At 40.3% G+C, this 17,394-nt stretch carries 17 protein-coding genes and 1 CRISPR repeat array; all 17 genes read right to left on the reverse strand.

Annotation, left to right across the window (positions count from 1 at the left end; translation table 11 throughout):
* Nucleotides 1–196: 196 nt before the first annotated feature.
* The 17 genes from ACDD58_RS18055 to csm4 all read right to left on the reverse strand — a co-directional run bounded on the left by ACDD58_RS18055 (nt 197) and on the right by csm4 (nt 17,389).
* The gene (locus tag ACDD58_RS18055; protein WP_370778592.1) at nt 197–2,032 is read right to left on the reverse strand and encodes an InlB B-repeat-containing protein; all 1,836 of its coding nucleotides are present in this window, start codon (nt 2,030–2,032) and stop codon (nt 197–199) included.
* Between the two features lie 20 nt (nt 2,033–2,052).
* Nucleotides 2,053–2,574, reverse strand: a complete 522-nt coding sequence (locus ACDD58_RS18060) for a LemA family protein (protein WP_015521477.1) — start codon at nt 2,572–2,574, stop codon at nt 2,053–2,055.
* Nucleotides 2,575–2,586: 12 nt separating this feature from the next.
* Nucleotides 2,587–3,198 (reverse strand): isomerase, encoded by a 612-nt coding sequence (locus ACDD58_RS18065; RefSeq protein WP_243006896.1) that lies wholly within the window; start codon nt 3,196–3,198, stop codon nt 2,587–2,589.
* Nucleotides 3,199–3,377: 179 nt separating this feature from the next.
* Complete coding sequence (locus tag ACDD58_RS18070) at nt 3,378–4,637, reverse strand: sensor histidine kinase (RefSeq protein WP_370778594.1); 1,260 nt, start codon at nt 4,635–4,637, stop codon at nt 3,378–3,380.
* Entirely contained in the window at nt 4,634–5,395 is a 762-nt protein-coding gene (locus ACDD58_RS18075; protein WP_370778595.1) for a LytR/AlgR family response regulator transcription factor, read from the reverse strand. The genes ACDD58_RS18070 and ACDD58_RS18075 overlap by 4 nt, the downstream gene beginning before the upstream one ends.
* Nucleotides 5,382–7,322, reverse strand: coding sequence for an EAL domain-containing protein (locus ACDD58_RS18080; RefSeq protein ID WP_370778596.1), 1,941 nt, complete (start codon nt 7,320–7,322; stop codon nt 5,382–5,384). The genes ACDD58_RS18075 and ACDD58_RS18080 overlap by 14 nt, the downstream gene beginning before the upstream one ends.
* A complete protein-coding gene (locus ACDD58_RS18085) occupies nt 7,312–7,971 on the reverse strand; it encodes a GTP pyrophosphokinase family protein (RefSeq protein ID WP_117921982.1) in 660 nt (219 codons plus the stop codon). The genes ACDD58_RS18080 and ACDD58_RS18085 overlap by 11 nt, the downstream gene beginning before the upstream one ends.
* 124 nt (nt 7,972–8,095) lie before the next feature.
* On the reverse strand, nt 8,096–9,157 hold the full coding sequence (locus ACDD58_RS18090; RefSeq protein ID WP_118209458.1) for a PTS transporter subunit IIC: 1,062 nt from the start codon (nt 9,155–9,157) through the stop codon (nt 8,096–8,098).
* Between the two features lie 145 nt (nt 9,158–9,302).
* Nucleotides 9,303–10,001 carry a HEPN domain-containing protein gene (locus ACDD58_RS18095; RefSeq protein ID WP_242655460.1) on the reverse strand — a complete coding sequence of 233 codons (699 nt, stop codon included), beginning with the start codon at nt 9,999–10,001 and terminating at the stop codon, nt 9,303–9,305.
* Nucleotides 10,002–10,003: 2 nt separating this feature from the next.
* Nucleotides 10,004–11,242 (reverse strand): ATP/GTP-binding protein, encoded by a 1,239-nt coding sequence (locus tag ACDD58_RS18100; RefSeq protein ID WP_118209459.1) that lies wholly within the window; start codon nt 11,240–11,242, stop codon nt 10,004–10,006.
* 105 nt (nt 11,243–11,347) lie between these two features.
* Complete coding sequence (locus ACDD58_RS18105; RefSeq protein WP_370778597.1) at nt 11,348–12,691, reverse strand: CRISPR-associated protein Csm6; 1,344 nt, start codon at nt 12,689–12,691, stop codon at nt 11,348–11,350.
* A 336-nt stretch (nt 12,692–13,027) separates the two neighbouring features.
* Nucleotides 13,028–13,228 carry a hypothetical protein gene (locus tag ACDD58_RS18110; RefSeq protein ID WP_370778598.1) on the reverse strand — a complete coding sequence of 67 codons (201 nt, stop codon included), beginning with the start codon at nt 13,226–13,228 and terminating at the stop codon, nt 13,028–13,030.
* Nucleotides 13,229–13,379: 151 nt separating this feature from the next.
* The gene (gene cas2 / locus ACDD58_RS18115; protein WP_243102882.1) at nt 13,380–13,700 is read right to left on the reverse strand and encodes a CRISPR-associated endonuclease Cas2; all 321 of its coding nucleotides are present in this window, start codon (nt 13,698–13,700) and stop codon (nt 13,380–13,382) included.
* 30 nt (nt 13,701–13,730) lie between these two features.
* On the reverse strand, nt 13,731–14,735 hold the full coding sequence (cas1, locus tag ACDD58_RS18120) for a CRISPR-associated endonuclease Cas1 (RefSeq protein ID WP_118209463.1): 1,005 nt from the start codon (nt 14,733–14,735) through the stop codon (nt 13,731–13,733).
* A gap of 86 nt (nt 14,736–14,821) precedes the next feature.
* Nucleotides 14,822–15,218: a CRISPR direct-repeat array (repeat unit 36 nt; unit sequence GTTCTCGTCCCCTCCACGGGGTTCTTATATTTCAAT).
* Between the two features lie 8 nt (nt 15,219–15,226).
* Nucleotides 15,227–15,370, reverse strand: coding sequence for a hypothetical protein (locus ACDD58_RS18125; RefSeq protein WP_006855563.1), 144 nt, complete (start codon nt 15,368–15,370; stop codon nt 15,227–15,229).
* On the reverse strand, nt 15,357–16,478 hold the full coding sequence (csm5, locus tag ACDD58_RS18130) for a type III-A CRISPR-associated RAMP protein Csm5 (protein ID WP_118209464.1): 1,122 nt from the start codon (nt 16,476–16,478) through the stop codon (nt 15,357–15,359). The genes ACDD58_RS18125 and csm5 overlap by 14 nt, the downstream gene beginning before the upstream one ends.
* Nucleotides 16,475–17,389 carry a type III-A CRISPR-associated RAMP protein Csm4 gene (gene csm4 / locus ACDD58_RS18135; protein WP_243102883.1) on the reverse strand — a complete coding sequence of 305 codons (915 nt, stop codon included), beginning with the start codon at nt 17,387–17,389 and terminating at the stop codon, nt 16,475–16,477. Before csm4 ends, csm5 begins: the two co-directional genes overlap by 4 nt.
* Between the last annotated feature and the right edge of the window lie 5 nt (nt 17,390–17,394).

Genomic DNA, 17,394 nt, shown 5'->3' on the forward strand with positions numbered 1-17,394 from the left:
AATCTTATTTTTCACACGCACTATCCTCTTATGTTTTATTTCTCTCTCAGACACGGAATATATTATACTATATAATCCAGTCAAAATACACGTTTTCTTTTTCCTTTGTTCATTATAAAAAGCTGCCTAATGATATTATCACTATCATTGGCAGCTTTTCTCCTACACATTCATTTTCACTTTATACCTGTCTCTCTTATTTGACCACAACTTTTATTTTTTGTGCACATCCGTTTGTTGCATATACATATATAGAACAGGATCCTTTTCCTTTCGCGGTGATCTTACCATTTTTAGATACCACTGCCACTTTACTGTCTGATGTAGCATATCGGAATTCCGATATATGATTAATGATCGGACGTTTCTTATTCTTCTTGACAATCGAAGCTTTTACGACAGCTTTTTTCCCTTTTGCCAATACATAAGAAGTCTTTTTCAGTTTAATGCTTTTTGCATCTGTTACTGATTTATTCTTCTTTCCTGCTGCATGTATCGTGATCGATTTCGCAACTGTTACTTTTTTGCCATCAACCATCTTATATGCAAGAACATGACATTTTATATTTTTTTTCTGATTGATTCCTTTCTTTTTCAATTTGCTGATCTCAACAGATAAACTATCCGCTGCCTTTACGGACTTTACAACCTTTTCCTTATCTTTTCCGCAGTATGCCATATAAACATCATAACCATCTGCATCTTTAACTTTTCCCCAAGTTACCTTGACCGTCTTTCCTGCTTTCACATTAAATTTCGAATTTAATGCTGCGTCTTTTGCCTCTGTCCTTTTTACTTTTACCGGTTTACTTTCCGTATTCTTTTTATCTGCTGCCTCAGCTTCTCTTTTTCTTGTTTCACTTACATATTTGCAGACACTACAGGTATATCTTTCCGCACCTGCTGTTCCATAAACATGAGCTGCTTCATCTTTTTTTTCTGTGGTGTGTTCACACGTGGCAGCATGCCAATGGGACGTATCATTGCTGCTCCACTCATTCTTGAATGTGTGCCTGTGTTCTACCCATTTTGCATAAAGAGTCGTGTCGGCAGTAAGTGCCTGTCCCGGCCGCGCAATCGTCGTAAAATCTGCATCTGTATACCAGCCGGCAAACTCATATCCATCTTTCGTCGCAGCCGGCAGCGGATCAGGCAGGCTCGTCTGCTTTTCTTCTGCTATCTGACTGCCACCGTTTGTATTATAGGTAATCGTGTATTTAATGTTTTTATCTGCAGCCTCAGCTTCTTTTTTTCTTGTTTCACTTACATATTTGCAGACGGTACAGGTATATCTTTCCACACCTGCTGTTCCATAAATATGAGCTGCCTCATCCTTTTTCTCTGTGGTGTGTTCACACGTGGCAGCATGCCAATGGGAAGTATCATTGCTGCTCCACTCATCCCTAAATGTGTGCCTGTGTTCTACCCATTTTGCATAAAGAGTCGTGTCGGCAGTAAGTGCCTGTCCCGGCCGCGCAATCGTCGTAAAATCTGCATCTGTATACCAGCCGACAAAATCATATCCATCTTTCGTCGCAGCTGGCAGCGGATCTGGCAGGTTCGTCTGCTTTTCCTCTGCTATCTGACTGCCACCATTTGTATTATACGTAATCGTGTATTTAATGTTAGCATTTTCTACAATCGTATATGGCGTATTTTTTAACAATGGGTTATTACTGTCGCTGTCAAGGCTGAAATACCAGTTAAATTTGCTATACCCCACCTCAGCCGGATGATCCTTATGGGCTTCTGTAGTCACCACCTCAAAGCGTTTCATGTCTCCGGTACCGTAATTCGTGCCCGTCGTAATCCATATCATATTGCACTTTTTACAAACCACAATCTGTCTGTCTACCGTTAACTGAACCCCCCTGTAAACCACATCTCCAGCTTTCAATTCGGCAGGATCAATCGTTCCCGTTGTATATTGTGCTGCATGTACCTGTGTCGTTCCCATTGCAGCAAGCATCAAAAATGCCATCATCATTGATACAACTACATTTATGTACCTGCTTCTGTGTAACTTATTCATCCTTTGCATCTCCTTTTCTGCTAATTTTCTACCAGATAATCCCGTTTTTCAAATCCGAGCATATGTGCAAGTACACTGGTTGGGAAAATGTGAAGCTCTCTGTTTAATTTTGTCACCGAATCATTATAAATCAGCCGGCTGGTCTGCACCATTTTTTCATAACACTCTACCGCGTCCATACATTTGATGTATTCATTTTCATCAGTCGAACCCGGATATTCTTCTAAAACCGTCTGTGTCCGGAAAAGCACCTCGTTTATCACACCTTCCTGGCGCAAAACCTCCTCCGGTGTGGAAGTTTCCATAATGATACACCGTTTTTCATTTACTTCATCTGTAAGTGTCTGTGCCTCGTATCCTGCATATTTTTTTGTAAAATCAAGCAGGGAAAGTAACGCATCAAACCGTGACGAAAGCTGCACTCCGATCTGATTCATGGAATGATTGATATTTTCATCCATGATCGCTAATTTTTTCCGTACAGAAACAATCCATATGGCAAGCAAAATCACAAGCAAACAAACAATTACAGAGATTTCCATTCAAATACTCCTTTACTGTACAAAATATACTGCATTGTATCCGGAAGTATCGGACAATGCTACCATTGTCAGTCCGTCAAAATCTGCAAACACGCAGGCGTATACCAGATCTGTGCCGTTATTGTCAAATGTTAAACGCACACCTTCATCCTCATAATGATATTCACAGACACCGTCTAACGTTCCACCTCCCTGTACCATCTGTACAGTGGAACCATCATCGCTAAACACGATCTCCAATTTTCCGCCATACTGCTCTAATGCAGCATCATAATCGTCCTGTGTCATTTGCACACCGCCAATGTTACCCCCACAGAAACTCCAGGTTGTTCCTGCTAAGTCCGGCATCTCTAAAATCGGCACATCAAGCAGGCAGAATAAGTCCTCGGTAGAATCTGTTTCCACATCTTCGCTTTGTGCATCTGCTGCCTCTGTGTCCACAACAATATCTGCTGCATCGTTCTCTGCCGCATCGGTCTCCACATCAGTGCCAGTATCTGCCACATCTACATCTGCCTCTGCGTTTGTCACTGTGCCATCAGCAGTCTCCTCGGTATTCCCGCAGGCGGTAAAAGAGAATGCCAGCATTGAACTCAACATAATTGCTAAAATTTTTCTTTTCATAATTTTTCTCTCCTTTGTCATTTGTTTTTCATTTCTCTCTGTTGACATTAATGTACCGTATTTTGTGCTGCAGTGGATTAACTTGTTCTGAATCGACTATAATGTGCACTCAATCGACATTTTTTATTTTTCATATGTAGTTTTGTTGTCTCTTTTAAAGTGCAGCATAAAGCTGCACCTTATAAAGAAACGCGTAAAATAAATTTATTATCTTCTACCAGAAAGCTGTACATACCACCATACCGGTCAACAATTGCACAAATACTGCGTACGCCGATTCCATGCCCCGGCCGGTCGGTAACCGGAACACCGTTTTCAAATGCTACTTCTTTTCTGCATGGATTCGTGACCTGAAAAAAGAACCTCCCGTTCTTCTCATACGCTAAAATATCTATCGTTCCCTTCTGCTCCTGTGCGGTACACGCATGGAGTGCATTTTCTAACGCATTTGATAAAAGCACACACAAATCTGTCTCCGAAACCGGAAGAATATATGGCACCACCGCTTTTATGTTCATTGTGGCACCAGCACTTTCCGCCCTTCCTGCAAAAGAGGAAAAAATAAGATTGACCGTCTCATTCTCACAGTAATTTTTTACCCTGCCTGCCTCAATCTGCACACATACTTCATGAATGTAGCCTTCTGCCTGTTCAATTTTTCCATTCTCGATACATGATAACAGATGCTGCATATGATGTCTTAAATCATGCCGATAGGTACTGGCATCTTTCTGCGACTCCCTCAAAGCCTCAATCTCGCGGACCGCCTGGGAAATCTGGAGATTCAGACAGCTCTGCATCTGCTCAAGTTCATTTTTCTTCCGCTCCTCCTCTGAAGTACGAAGCACAAACACCAGATAAGCAATACAGCAGACGAACGGCATAAATTCCACTGCCGCCGGTATGCCTTCTGAAAGTAAATCCGTATAAACTCTCGTCAGGTAATCAAAGCCGTAGCCCAATGCCGGAATCAACCCGAACTGAAGCTGTATTGACACGGGATAATTTGATATTGCCCGCACCGAGGGTGCCACAAAGCGCAGTAAAAGAAATAATAACGGCAGTGTAACAATCAGTTCCGTCACATTTTGCACCGTTTCACTGTTCACAAACACAGCCATTATAAAAAGTGCCACCCACCTGCGAAGCTGACAGCAGAGATAAGCGGTCAGCACGGAAATCACTGTCCACAGACGTTTTTTCGTTAAAATGTAAAGGGCAATACACATCGGGACATGTGTGATCACAGGATAAAGATAACGGATTGTCGCTGCCCCGGCCAACAGATACATCACGCCCTGCATGGCAAGCAGCACAAAAATACTTCCAACAAGAAATTCCCGTTTTTCTTTCGTCCAGTGAATATCACAAAAAGCCCCGGACAAAACCATGCCGAATATCCCGACTGCTGCACCATTTGTTACATAAAGAAGATTCATGATAAAAATACCTGCTTTCTGTTAAACGCATACTCGAGATATTTATTCTTTATCTCCGAGCATTTTCCATGCGGGATTGGTATTTCTGCAAGACTTATCAGTTTAATTGCACGGTAAGAAATATTCTGTATATAATCCATATTTACCAGAAATGACCGATGTGGCCGTAAAAAATTGCCATAAGGCTTTAACTGCAAAAATAAATCGTCTAAACTGCCGACACTCTCAAATACTTTTCCATTTCCGAGATGAAAAAAGAGCGTCCGTCCTATCACTTCACAATATTCTAACTTTTCAAGGTCAATTCTTGTAATTCCTTCTTTGCTCCGCAGAATCAGACTGTTTTCCTGTGTCTTTGTGCACTCTGCAAGCACGGAATCCATCAGCCGGAAAAAGCTTTCCTCCCAGACTGGCTTTAACTGATAAAAATATGCCCCGACCGTATAAGACTGTACTGCAAACTCCGGAGATGAGGTAAGAAAAATAATTTTCATATTATTATCATACTGTCTGATTTCTTTTGCAGTCTCAATTCCGTTTTCCCCCGGCATTAAAATGTCCAAAAATGAAATATCGAAAGAAAACCCTTTCTCAATCGCGGCCAGTAACTCTAAGGGACTCTGAAATACCGTACAGGTAAGGTCTTCGTCTCTTTCTTTTTTATATTTGTCCAATAAGATACCAAGTTCTTTTAATATCTCTAAATCATCATCACAAAATGCTATTTTTAACATAAACTTTCCATCAACTCTTTCCATATTCCTCTTTGGCAAAATGCATTCTTCTGATATAGCGCAGACACTCCGTCTCCGGCATCGGTTTCCCGTAATAATATCCCTGGATCATATCCACACCAAGCGTCTCTAGGGCATCACTCTGTTCTTTCTTTTCCACGCCCTCCATGATCAGCGGGAGACCGAGTTTTTGTATCGTCTTTATTTCATTTTCAATCACGATTTTTGCAGTTGGATTTTCAAAATAGGACCAGGTCATGTCTTTATCAATCTTGATTTCCCGAAATGGAAAACGGATCAGATAAGAACAGTTTGAATTGCCGTTTCCATAGTCATCCATTGCAAACCCCATGCCGATTTTGCCAAACTCCTGCATGTGCCATAACATCAGCTTTGGTGCTTCAATCGCTGTCCGCTCTGTCAGCTCCAGTGTGATCATATGTGTCGGCACATGATAACGCTCTAACACTGGCAGTATGCTTTCTTTCAGATTCCGGTTCAGGCACTGCGCTGCAGCAATATTTACATGAATCGTCCGTATCCCAAGCGATGGATTTGGAAGTACATGTTTTGCCAGAAAACGGCAGCACTCTTCAAGTACGATCTCACTGATCTGTGTGATCGTTCCGTTTTGCTCCGCCAACGGAATAAACTCATCCGGTGGAATGGCTCCAAGTTTTTCATCCTTCAGACGCACCAGCGCCTCTAATGATACAACACATTTTTCTTTCAGGGAATAGATCGGCTGATAATATACTTCAAATCTGTTTTCCGTAATTGCACGATCCACCGCCTGCTCTACCTTATTTCTTCGGTAATAGTCTTTTTTTACGGCTTCATCCACCTCAAAAAAGATCTGTTTCCCTGAATTTTGTGCCGCTTCCAGCAAATATCCATACAGTGCCCTGTACTCTGCCAGAGAACAAAAATCTCTTGGATAATGCAGGGTGATCATGATCTCATTTAAAGAAATCGAATTGCCAGACACATGAAAATCCTGTTCAAATCTTTTTTTGATCTGCCCCTTTATGTGTTCTTCTTTTCCCTCATCCAGCAGAATGGTAAATGTATCCTCCGCATTGCGAAACACACAGAACTTTCCACACAGTGCGGTAAGATAATGTCCCACTTCGGCAAACAGCCGCCTGCTGTTTTCATATCCTAAAAGCATTTCGATATGATGCATCTGTCTGATATGTACCACAAAAAATACTTTTTTGCCGGATTGCTCCGTTACATTTTTCATCTGGATCAGAAATGCCTGCTCATCACTGGTTCTGGTTTCACTGTCAATATAAGCAGACGGATTCTGCATTGCCATATAGATCATCAGAATAAACAGCATATTTGCCGCACTGGTAAGCAGCATTTCTTTTCTCTCATACTGAAGCACCACCATAAGAACTGCCACAATACTGTATAAGATAACGATTACCTTGATCCGCGTCTCAATACGCGCTCTCCCCAAAAACACAAGAAGCAGGTTCATAAAAAAATAGTATCCAATATACACATAGCCAAACCATGCAAAATTTCCCTGATAATAGCTGCCATCTTTAAAATAAAAGAAAAAGCCCATCCACGGTGTCGCTAAAAGCATGATCTCGAAAAAGAAAAACGGGACTTTTCCCATGTATTTTATCATCCGACCTGCTACTCCGGAAAAGCTGCATACCTCTTCCATATAGCGGAACATCAGATAAGAAGCCGCTCCTTCCAACGCAAAAAAAGCAAACGCAAACAATTCGTTCCAGATTAGCGGAACGATTGCTGCATTTGCCAGTCCAATACATGATAAAATATTTGCGATACACTCGCCAAGACACACCCAAAGCAGTCTGCCAAATACTTTCGACTTAACCGTTGGGAACTGTCTGATCAACAGGAAATGACCGCTGATAACCACAAAAATGACGAGTGACATAATCTCGAAGTCGTAATTATACTGCACCCGTCTGCTCCTCCTGTGCTTCTTTCGCCTGTATGATTGCTTCATTTAGCTGGAGCATCTTTGCATCCAGCATAGAAACAATATCGGAACATTCTCTTAGATCCCTGCTGATATAGCCGGGCGCATTTCCCTCAAATTTGTAATAGATCTTATGCTCTAAGCTTGCCCAGAAATCCATCGCCATCGTCCGGATCTGTATCTCCACCTTGGTATCGATCACGCAGTCCGATAAAAATATCGGAACAGTTACAAGCATATGATAACTTTTATAACCGCTCTCCTTCGGATTTTTAATGTAATCCTTGATGGAAATAACGGTCAGATCGTTCTGTTTTCCAATCATCTCTGCAAGCTTATAAATATCAGAAGTAAAAGAGCAGACAATACGGATACCTGCAATGTCATTGACATAATTAACCATATTGTCGATCGACGACTCATATCCGTAACGCTTTAACTTTTTCACAATACTCTCAGGCGTCTTGATCCTTGACTTAATATATTCTATTGGGTTGTACTGATGTACCTGCTGAAACTCATCGTTTAAGATTTCAACTTTGGTACGTACCTCCTTCAATGCGGAATTGTATAAAAAAATAATCGTGTTCCAACTGTCAACGCCCTCACTTAAGGTGAATGGCTTATCCATAAAAATCCTCCTTATTTTGCAGCGCAAAATGTAATTTTATACATAGCGTCCCTGTAATGACTACTATTTACAGTATACCATACTTTCCTTATTATTGGGGATTTATTTCTAAACTTTTACCGATTTATAAGTCCAGCTTCATATCACCTTCTTTGATCCAGCCGATTTTACGGAACAGCACACTAAAAAGCCATGATAAAATGCCCGGCAGAATAAAACTGACTAAGATCAGTCCGATCCAGTCCATTGGTGTGATGGCTGTTTTGCTTCCCGCTTCAATATCTGCAATCCACCCGGTATAGACACCGATCTGTCCGACCAGTCCACAGGTTCCCATACCGGAGGAAACTGCTGCACCATTCATCTGTAAATGGAACAGACACGTTGCGATCGGTCCGGTGATTGCAGACGCCAATGTCGCCGGCAGCCAGATACGTGGATTTTTTACGATATTTCCCATCTGAAGCATCGATGTACCGATTCCCTGTGCAAACAGTCCGCCCCATTTATTTTCGCGGAAACTTGCCACTGCAAATCCAACCATCTGTGCACAGCATCCTGCAAGTGCTGCCCCTCCTGCAAGACCGGTAAGTCCAAGTGCGGCACAGATCGCAGCACTGCTGATCGGCAGTGTCAGTGCGATTCCTACGATCACTGATACAATGATTCCCATGAAAAACGGCTGCAGTTCCGTTGCCCACATGATCGCATTGCCAACTGCACTCGCTGCCGCACCGATCGCCGGAGCCCACCAGATAGAAAGCGCGACCCCGACAAAAATGGTCACAAACGGAGTGACAATAATATCGATTTTTGTCTCTTTGGAAACTGCTTTTCCGAATTCTGCTGCAAAAATTGCAACCACAAGTACCGCAAGCGGCCCACCTGCCCCGCCAAGTTCATTTGCCGCCGCACCGACTGCCGCAAGTGAAAACAGTACTAAGGGCGCTGCCTGCAGTGCATATCCGATTGCGATCGCCATGGCCGGTCCGACTGCCGCTTTCGCGTAAGTTCCGACTGTCACAAGAATCGGAATATGAAGCTGCGTTCCAAGTGTACTGATGATTGTTCCGATCAAAAGCGATGCAAATAATCCCTGTGCCATCGCACCAAGTGCATCAATCAGGTAGCGCTTGACGGATATCTCAATGTTTTTCCGTTTACAAAATGCCTTTACTTTTTCCATAATTTCTCCAATCCGGAGTTTCTTACTCCTCTTTGCTGTTTTTCATGTGGTTAACATGTGTCTTGTCAGCTTGTGACAGTGTAGCACAGAGGGGAGAAAAAAGCAAGGGATGTTGTCCCTTGCTTTTTTATGTCATGCAGTACTCTTATTCCGTTAATAACTTATGAACAGTTGTAACAAATGTTTCAACAACACCTATTGCATTTTCCACATCCTGCCGGTTAATATCATACAAATCTCCCGTCTGGTGATTTCTATCTGCCTGATGTGCTATCTTGTTTCTGCGTTCAAACAAATCTGTCAATGCTCTTGCCAATTTGTCTGCTGGTTTCACTCTGCTCTCCTTGTCATAAAACATTTCATTTGCTATTTTATCAAAAAAATCTTTTCCAACAATTAATGATAACTGCCCCTTAATCTCTTTCGCACTCATATATGTTTTTGATGCATGGTAAGACACAATTACCGCGTCAATCCACCCTGTATTTTCGGGATGCATAACAGCATCCATTACCTTATCAATCGGCACCTTTAAATCGGAATATCCCCGTGTTTTATCCCAGTGATTATTATACATTTGTACCATCGCATAAATTCCAAGACAATGCATATAATAATCCAGTGCACTTTCCAAAAACACAATCTGTGACCGATAAATATCTTTTACTGCTTTTTCTTCATGAACGTTATCTAATTGTTCTGCAATATGAAACTTTTCTTTTACCGTTTCCACATTTTTGCAAAACTGTTCATACATTTCATCAAGTTTTGAAACGTGCATATCCGGCACTAACATATTTCTGGAATTTTCATTTCTGGAACTGAGTCCTAGCTTTCGTTCCAAATTTATTCACCTCCCAAAACTTCGATCAAACTGCTTCCCTTTAACGGAATTGTCGAATATCGACCATTGATATATCCTTTTTTTATATTGTCATCCTTTCTGACATTTTTCAATTCCACTAAAGAATAATACTCTGTCGTGCACAACCCGGGATTTCTTTCTGCAAACCATATTTGATCTCTGCGGAATAAATCCAGATCCAACAAACTTGTATCATGGGAGGAAAAAATTAATTGTGGATTTTTTTCACTTTTCCAGTTTTTAAATGTGTGGATTAATTCATCTACAAGTGCAGGGTGGAGACTAGCTTCAAGTTCATCATAAAATAACACTTTTCCATTGACTAGCACATCTATAAACGGACATAGCAATTTAAAAAGTTTCTGTGTTCCCTGTGACTCCTCATTGATATTCAAAATATAATCTTTATATACAAACTTTACTTCTATTGTCTGCAATGAACCCATACCAGTTAACATCTGGACCTTATTTAATAATTCAAGCGGCATATCCTGTGTTGTCAATTGTCTGTTTTCTATTTTTACCTGGATATCCTTAATTGGAATTCCTATTTTTTGCATGAACACAACTAATATTTGTTTCATACCAGAATTTGTCCGAATCTGTTCTGCAGAGTATTCAAACCAATTATCAGGTCCAATTCCATGAACAATCAATTCTTCTTTAAAAAACCTGAAAGGATGAATGATTTCCTTTAAACTGCACCACGCTTCTGCCGTAGTCAGAAATAATTTATTACTTTTTGTCTTACTCTCCAGTTGAGACAGTTCTTTCTTATACTTTATTCCATATGAAAACTTTGTACCTTCACGTTCAAATATCTTCGCCTGTCTTCCAGATGGAAAATGATACAAATACTCATCCAGAAACTCAACATCATTCATGGAAAATCCATACGCATAACGTATTCCATCCACAACAAACTGAATATCAAACGCTGTCGGTTTCTCTGCTGAAAGTTTATGTGGTGTTCTCGGAATCTTATCTCCTTCCTGAAATTTCACACATTCCCTCACCAAAAAGCCTAGATACCCTACCGCATCAATCAATGTACTTTTTCCAGCACCATTTGCACCATATACAGATGTGATTCTTGACACCCGGTAATCATCAAATTCATACAATTCTTCCTGATGTGATTTATCACTTCCTGCAACCATGGAAAATACTATTTTCTCCTTAATTGCCTTATAATTACTGCATGAAAATTCAAGTAACATATCCCACACCTCCAATCACATTATATGTTTCTAAATATTTCATGTCAATAATTTATACATTGCTTTTGTGAAATATTCACATTTTTTGTGTTTTGTTTGTATATTTTATTCATTTGACATCTGCTCAAGGATTTTCCTGTTCATTTCATCATAAGAATCCCAATACTCTTTTCGTATGGAAATCTCCGTGTATCCAAAAAGCTCCCTGATTTTACTCATGATATCCCTGCCATAAAAACCTGTCAGGTTTTTAATTGTCTCATCTGTCACAGACACAATCTCATGCGCAGCAAGATTCCGGATATTACTTTCCACATTTCTAAGATCTTCCATCAACTGTTTTAAGCGGGTATCACTCGAAAAATGATCGGTGAGTATTTTCAGATGTTCTGAATACACATCTTTTGCTTCAAATCTTTTTCCCATTTTCTGATAATGACTATTCAGTACATCTCCTGCTTCCGTTCCATTTAATTTTTTTGCTGACCACATTCTCTTCCACTGTCCTGCACGTTTATACTGGTCGCAATAATCGTCTACTTTGATACCACACTGTTTTTTTAATATCATCTCAAACAAATCCACCACAATCGGTGTGATCGACCTGATAAAATCCACATACTCACCACGTTTTAATCGAATATCGATCGTAAGTGCATATTCAAAATATTTTCTCTGGGAAGAAGACCGCACCGGCAGACATTGAAAATTTGTTTTCTGGATTGTCTTATCAACATTCACAAAATCTAATAACACTCTCCTTGCCGCCAGATAAATTAAATCCCTATACTGCGCTGTCTGCTCCGCTGGTAATGAATCCGTGACATCAAGCGCAGCCTGATAATCATATACAAAAATATGTTTTTTTATAATTTCCTCTTTTTTTATCTTTGAAAGTGTCGGACACTGTATTTCCTTACATCTGTTTTGTGTACCTTCCTGATTATCCTCATCCAATTCCCATAAAGTTTCTACATCATATCCCTCATGCACCTGCTCATTCAATTTTCCTACTGGTGTCGCCACCTGAATTACTTTTGCAGGAAACTCCCCTAATGTCTGCAATACCAGCAATCCACTTTTCATTGCCAGTGTACCGGATGACACATTTAAAAGCAATGTATCCGATTCATCCATCGTCTCATATATACAGCTGATCACCTTCCTGAAATCCTCGTAAAAGTAATCAAATTCATGTACTCTGGTAAGCTCCCGGCGTTCTATGATCTCATAAACCATGGAACGATTCTGCATCTTTGCCAGACGGTCCAGACAATAACGATACCTGTCATCTTTCTCCTGAAAATCCAACATTTCTTTTGACATGTACAAAATGACTTTATCCGGTTTATAGAATCTGCAAATATGCAATATTGATCCATCATGATAATTATTTAATGAAATCGGGTCGGTTCCTCCCACTGGTGTAAACAATATCGTCTGGTTCATAATAACCTCCATCTTTCGTAATAATGATTTAATTTTCCTGCATGGTTATTTAGTAAAAATTTATTCTAATTTTGTCCCCTTAGCGGGGTTCTTATATCTCAGTAAACCCTAATTTGATTTATCCGGGGCAGGTTTTCAAGTTTTCGTCCCCTCCGCGGGGTCTCTTATCTCAATTCAGGAAGATGCAAGAAAAATCAAACCCATCTGGTTCTCGTCCCCTTCTCGGGGGTCTTATATCTCAATTCTCAAGTACATTGATAATTGAATAAAGGCTTTACGTTCTCGTCCCCTCTACGGGGGTCTCTTATCTCAATGATGAAAACAACAAGTTAAGCATTAATTTAAAGAGTTCTCGTCCCCTCTACGGGGGTCTCTTATCTCAATCCTGTCCCCTACACCTCCTAAAACACAAGGCTTTTTATCCCCCATTTGCGGGGTAAACCCGCAAATGAGAGAAATCTCAATATCAAACTGGTGTATAACATTCTCAAAGCCTGATTTTAAGCCTATCGGAGCAAAATCATTATATTTCCTCAAATTCAATCCTCCCCATCCCCATATGATACAGCTTTCCCTGATACTTTGTACATTTACAGACATGCGGTGCCAGTTTAAGCTACAGGTCTTTGGTATGTTTATGCACAACATAATTTCTGCCCAGTGTATTTATAATATATCTTTTGTCATATTACCCTATAATAATCACTTCTTCATTTTTAATTTCAGGACTTGCCCCAAAAAGATTAACCTCTCCGTATCCTCTTATTTTGTAAACTCTTACGCTGTCCGATCTACGGTCAATCAGCTCTGGAATATCATGTAACAGACGTCGATATAAATTTTCCGTAATCATCGCCTCAAATGCCGATTTCTGAACCCAAAAACCATATCCATTCATTTTCTTCGCAAACCTGACTCTTCGCTTATTATCAACAATATCATAAATCACGAGAATATACAGCTTCTTTATGCTATTTTCTTCCCCAGTATTCCAAAAATAATTTTCCATTTGTCTTTCCCCCCACATTTATCAAACCAATTACCGAATGATCACCGGCATATATTCATTCACATTTTCCGTTTCAATTGCCTTTACAAACTGATTAACCTGAAGATCCATTGCACGCCGGAAGCTGACACTGTAATCAATATACGAAAGGTATCTGTTCTCTGTACGAAATTTTCCCTCCAGTTTCTGAATATATTTCCGGAATCCATCCTTTTCTAAAAAGACTCCAGGCTGATCGATTCCAGTATAGAAATCTTCTTTTACCAATTCATGTCCATTTAACATACTAAGCGCTGTTGTGTCAATTAATACGGCTCTCCATTCTTCCATCAGATCACTTGCTAAGGTAGGATGCTTTTCTCTGTCTTTATGCATCACTCCAAAATATGGATTTAATTCTTTTCCCTCAATCTTTCCATATAATTCATTTAAGATAATCGAGTAGCCAAGACTGATCAGCGAATTAAACGGATCCATCGGAGGACGTCTTGACCTGCCTTCAAAAACAAATTGTTCATCAATTAACTTCCCCAATACTTTAAAATATATTTTTGCTGCCGTTCCCTCATATCCCATAACCTGTTCCACACTCTTCGCATATGGCAGTTTTTTCTGCATATTCTGCATCTCAATGATCATTCTATGAATATCTTCATCTCTGCCTCGCGCATATCTGCGCAAAACAACAACCTGATTGCGGATCTTTGCATCAATGATTCTTTTTGACATTTCCAGTTTAAATGTTTCATTGTGTCCAATTTCCGCCTGAATACGCTGTCTTTGCACATTCACATGGGAAGTTGAGATCAGCCTTCCATAATACGCCCCGCTTGTGGAATAAAACAGGATATTCACCCCCCGTTTTAAACATTCCGTCAGGCAGCGTGTCGTAATCTGGACACTGCCAAATACTTCGATCATCTCTAACGTCTCAGCTGGAATACTTTTTATCATTCCATCCTTGTAATTTACCTGAAAACGATTTGCTTCTATCCCGATACTCGCACCCTGTTCACTGACATAAAGATAACTCATGTGTTTCCTCCCTTGTTTTTATTTGTCCCCTTACTGAAGATTTTTTCAATTATACTTGTGTAAGTATATAACAAAAACAGCTAAAGGTTCTCGTCCCCTCCTCGGGGTTCTTATATTTCAATAATTCTCCGATTTTAACTATACAGATAAGTCAGGCAAGTTCTCGTCCCCTCCTCGGGGTTCTTATATTTCAATTTCAAAAAACAAACCAATGAATACGGACATTATAGTTCTCGTCCCCTCCACGGGGTTCTTATATTTCAATTAGGCTGTCTTTTTTATTGCACAGAAGGGAGAATATGTTCTCGTCCCCTCCACGGGGTTCTTATATTTCAATAAAAATAACCAAAACACAACTATGCAAAGACACAGGAATGTTCTCGTCCCCTCCACGGGGTTCTTATATTTCAATATGTCTATGAAGAAGTTAGCAAAGGTAATTGAATTGTTCTCGTCCCCTCCACGGGGTTCTTATATTTCAATCCTGTCCCTTACACCTCTCCAAACACAAGGCTTTCATCCCCCATTTGCGGGGCAAACCCGCAAATGAGAGAAATCTCAATATCAAACTGGATCATACCGATCACAAAGCCTGATTTTAAGCCTATCGGCGCAAAATTGTTATATTTCCTCAAATTCAATCCTCCCCATCCCCATATGATACAGCTTTCCCTGATACTTTGTACACTTACAGACATGCGGTGCCAGTTTAAGCTGCAGGTCTTTGGTATGTTTATGCACAACATAATTTTTTCCCAGTGTATTTTTAAACACATTATCCACGACTTTTACCGCATTACTGCCAAGCAATGGATATAAAACCGTCTTTGAAAGAAAACCACATCCTCCACCTAACCATACTGTATTTTTTTCCTTTGCCTCCCAGTGGAATCTTGCATAAAAATACCGGTTACAGATATTCTGGAAAATATTCAGTGCTTCTATGATATCTTCCATCTGATACGGGCAGATTGTCGTGTCAATTGATACATCAAAGCAAATCTCTGTTCCGGGGATCAGTGTCTCCCGCAATACATTCAGCGGTTTTTCTGTACCGTCTAGTGTAACATCGATCTTCTGGCTTAATGTCAGCTGATCCACACTGATAGGCTGGCTGTCACCTACATGCAGACCGGAAAGATTATCATTAACAGCATTTGCAGGCTTTTTTTCATCACGGTTTAAAGTATAAAATATCTGTTGTTCTAAACGTTTTGTCTCTCTTGCAAGGCATTGTTTCCTGCTTGCGCGTTCTGCGGAAGCAGACTGTATCTCCCTGCCTGTTCTTTCATATTTTTCCGGACATTTTTGTATCTCATCTGCAATCAGTGCCGTGCGGAACATGCCTTTTAAAGTACTGCCCGGAACATACGGCATACCATATGCATCCTTCACAAAGGCTTCAATCTCTTTTGGTCTGGCTGTCTGTGAAACAAATGCTTCCCCTGCATCCATCTCATACAATTTCCATCTCTCATAATCTTCCCGCTGCATCTTATGCTGTCCAAGCCACTGGGATAGAGAAGGTTCCTTCGGCCGCCCATCCATCATATAGTCTGCAAACTCTTTTCCGAGTCCTTTTTTCTGCAGATCCATGTACATCTTCTCCACATTCGGTATGATCACATGATGATTCCACGGCATATAGATATGCTCTTTTTTTCCTGTTTTTTCACCGGAACCTATATATACTGGGGATAATACACTTATTTTCACCCGGTAATGTTTCAAATAATCCCTCATAATGATACCCCCATAAAAATCGGTTTTGCATATCGGTATACAGGATGTTTTCCTCCTTCCGACACATCATAGATATCTCCGGCAAAACAATTTACAAAACAGGAACCTGCTGTAAATACATAAAGATCCTTCTTTTTTCTCCACTCCTCTGCATAATCTGAAGATGCCACAAATCCAGATCTTTTTTCTAACAAATAGGATGCATTTTCCATCGCATTTTCCAATTCCTCATCTGCAGGAAGTGCAACTGACAATAACATATATCTGTCCGATTTTTTCTGCAGACATTCTAAAAGCTGTTCCGGAATCTGCCCCTCATTGTATCTATATTTTCCAAGTCCACCTGATTTTTTTCCACCAATTCCTGTATAGGACAATGCTGTCAGCAATTTTTCCATAAGACATTTTTCATTTTCGCTTTGATACGCGGCAATGATATACAGGCCACATCCCTCTCCATAATAAAATGTTCCAACCCGGTACGGCAGAGTCTCCTCCCCGGTGCGGACAGCTGCCATCGTCTGCTGAAAATAATGTCCATAATGTTCCATCGGATCATTTGACAGATCCATCTTTCCACTCAAAAAATCACTTAAACATTCTACCGGGATAAACTTCATCTTTTTATATGCTTTTTTCTGCTTCGATTCCCCGCGGTTTACCGGCTCCACATATATCATCGGTTTTGGAATCATGTACTGCTGTCCAATATATGGAAATGCATCTGAAATTAACAGATTTCCTTTTTTCACAGCATCATAAAACTGCTGTTGCAGATTCAATTTTAAAGCTTCTATATAAAGTGCTGAAAATAACTGATCTGCCTTAAACGTGCAGGCACTTTCATTTAACATTCCGGTACCAAAATGAACACCCGTTTTAAATTCTAACTGATAGATCGTATATTCCATGTCCC

Source organism: Roseburia sp. (assembly GCF_041325975.1).
Taxonomy (GTDB): domain Bacteria; phylum Bacillota; class Clostridia; order Lachnospirales; family Lachnospiraceae; genus Roseburia; species Roseburia rectibacter.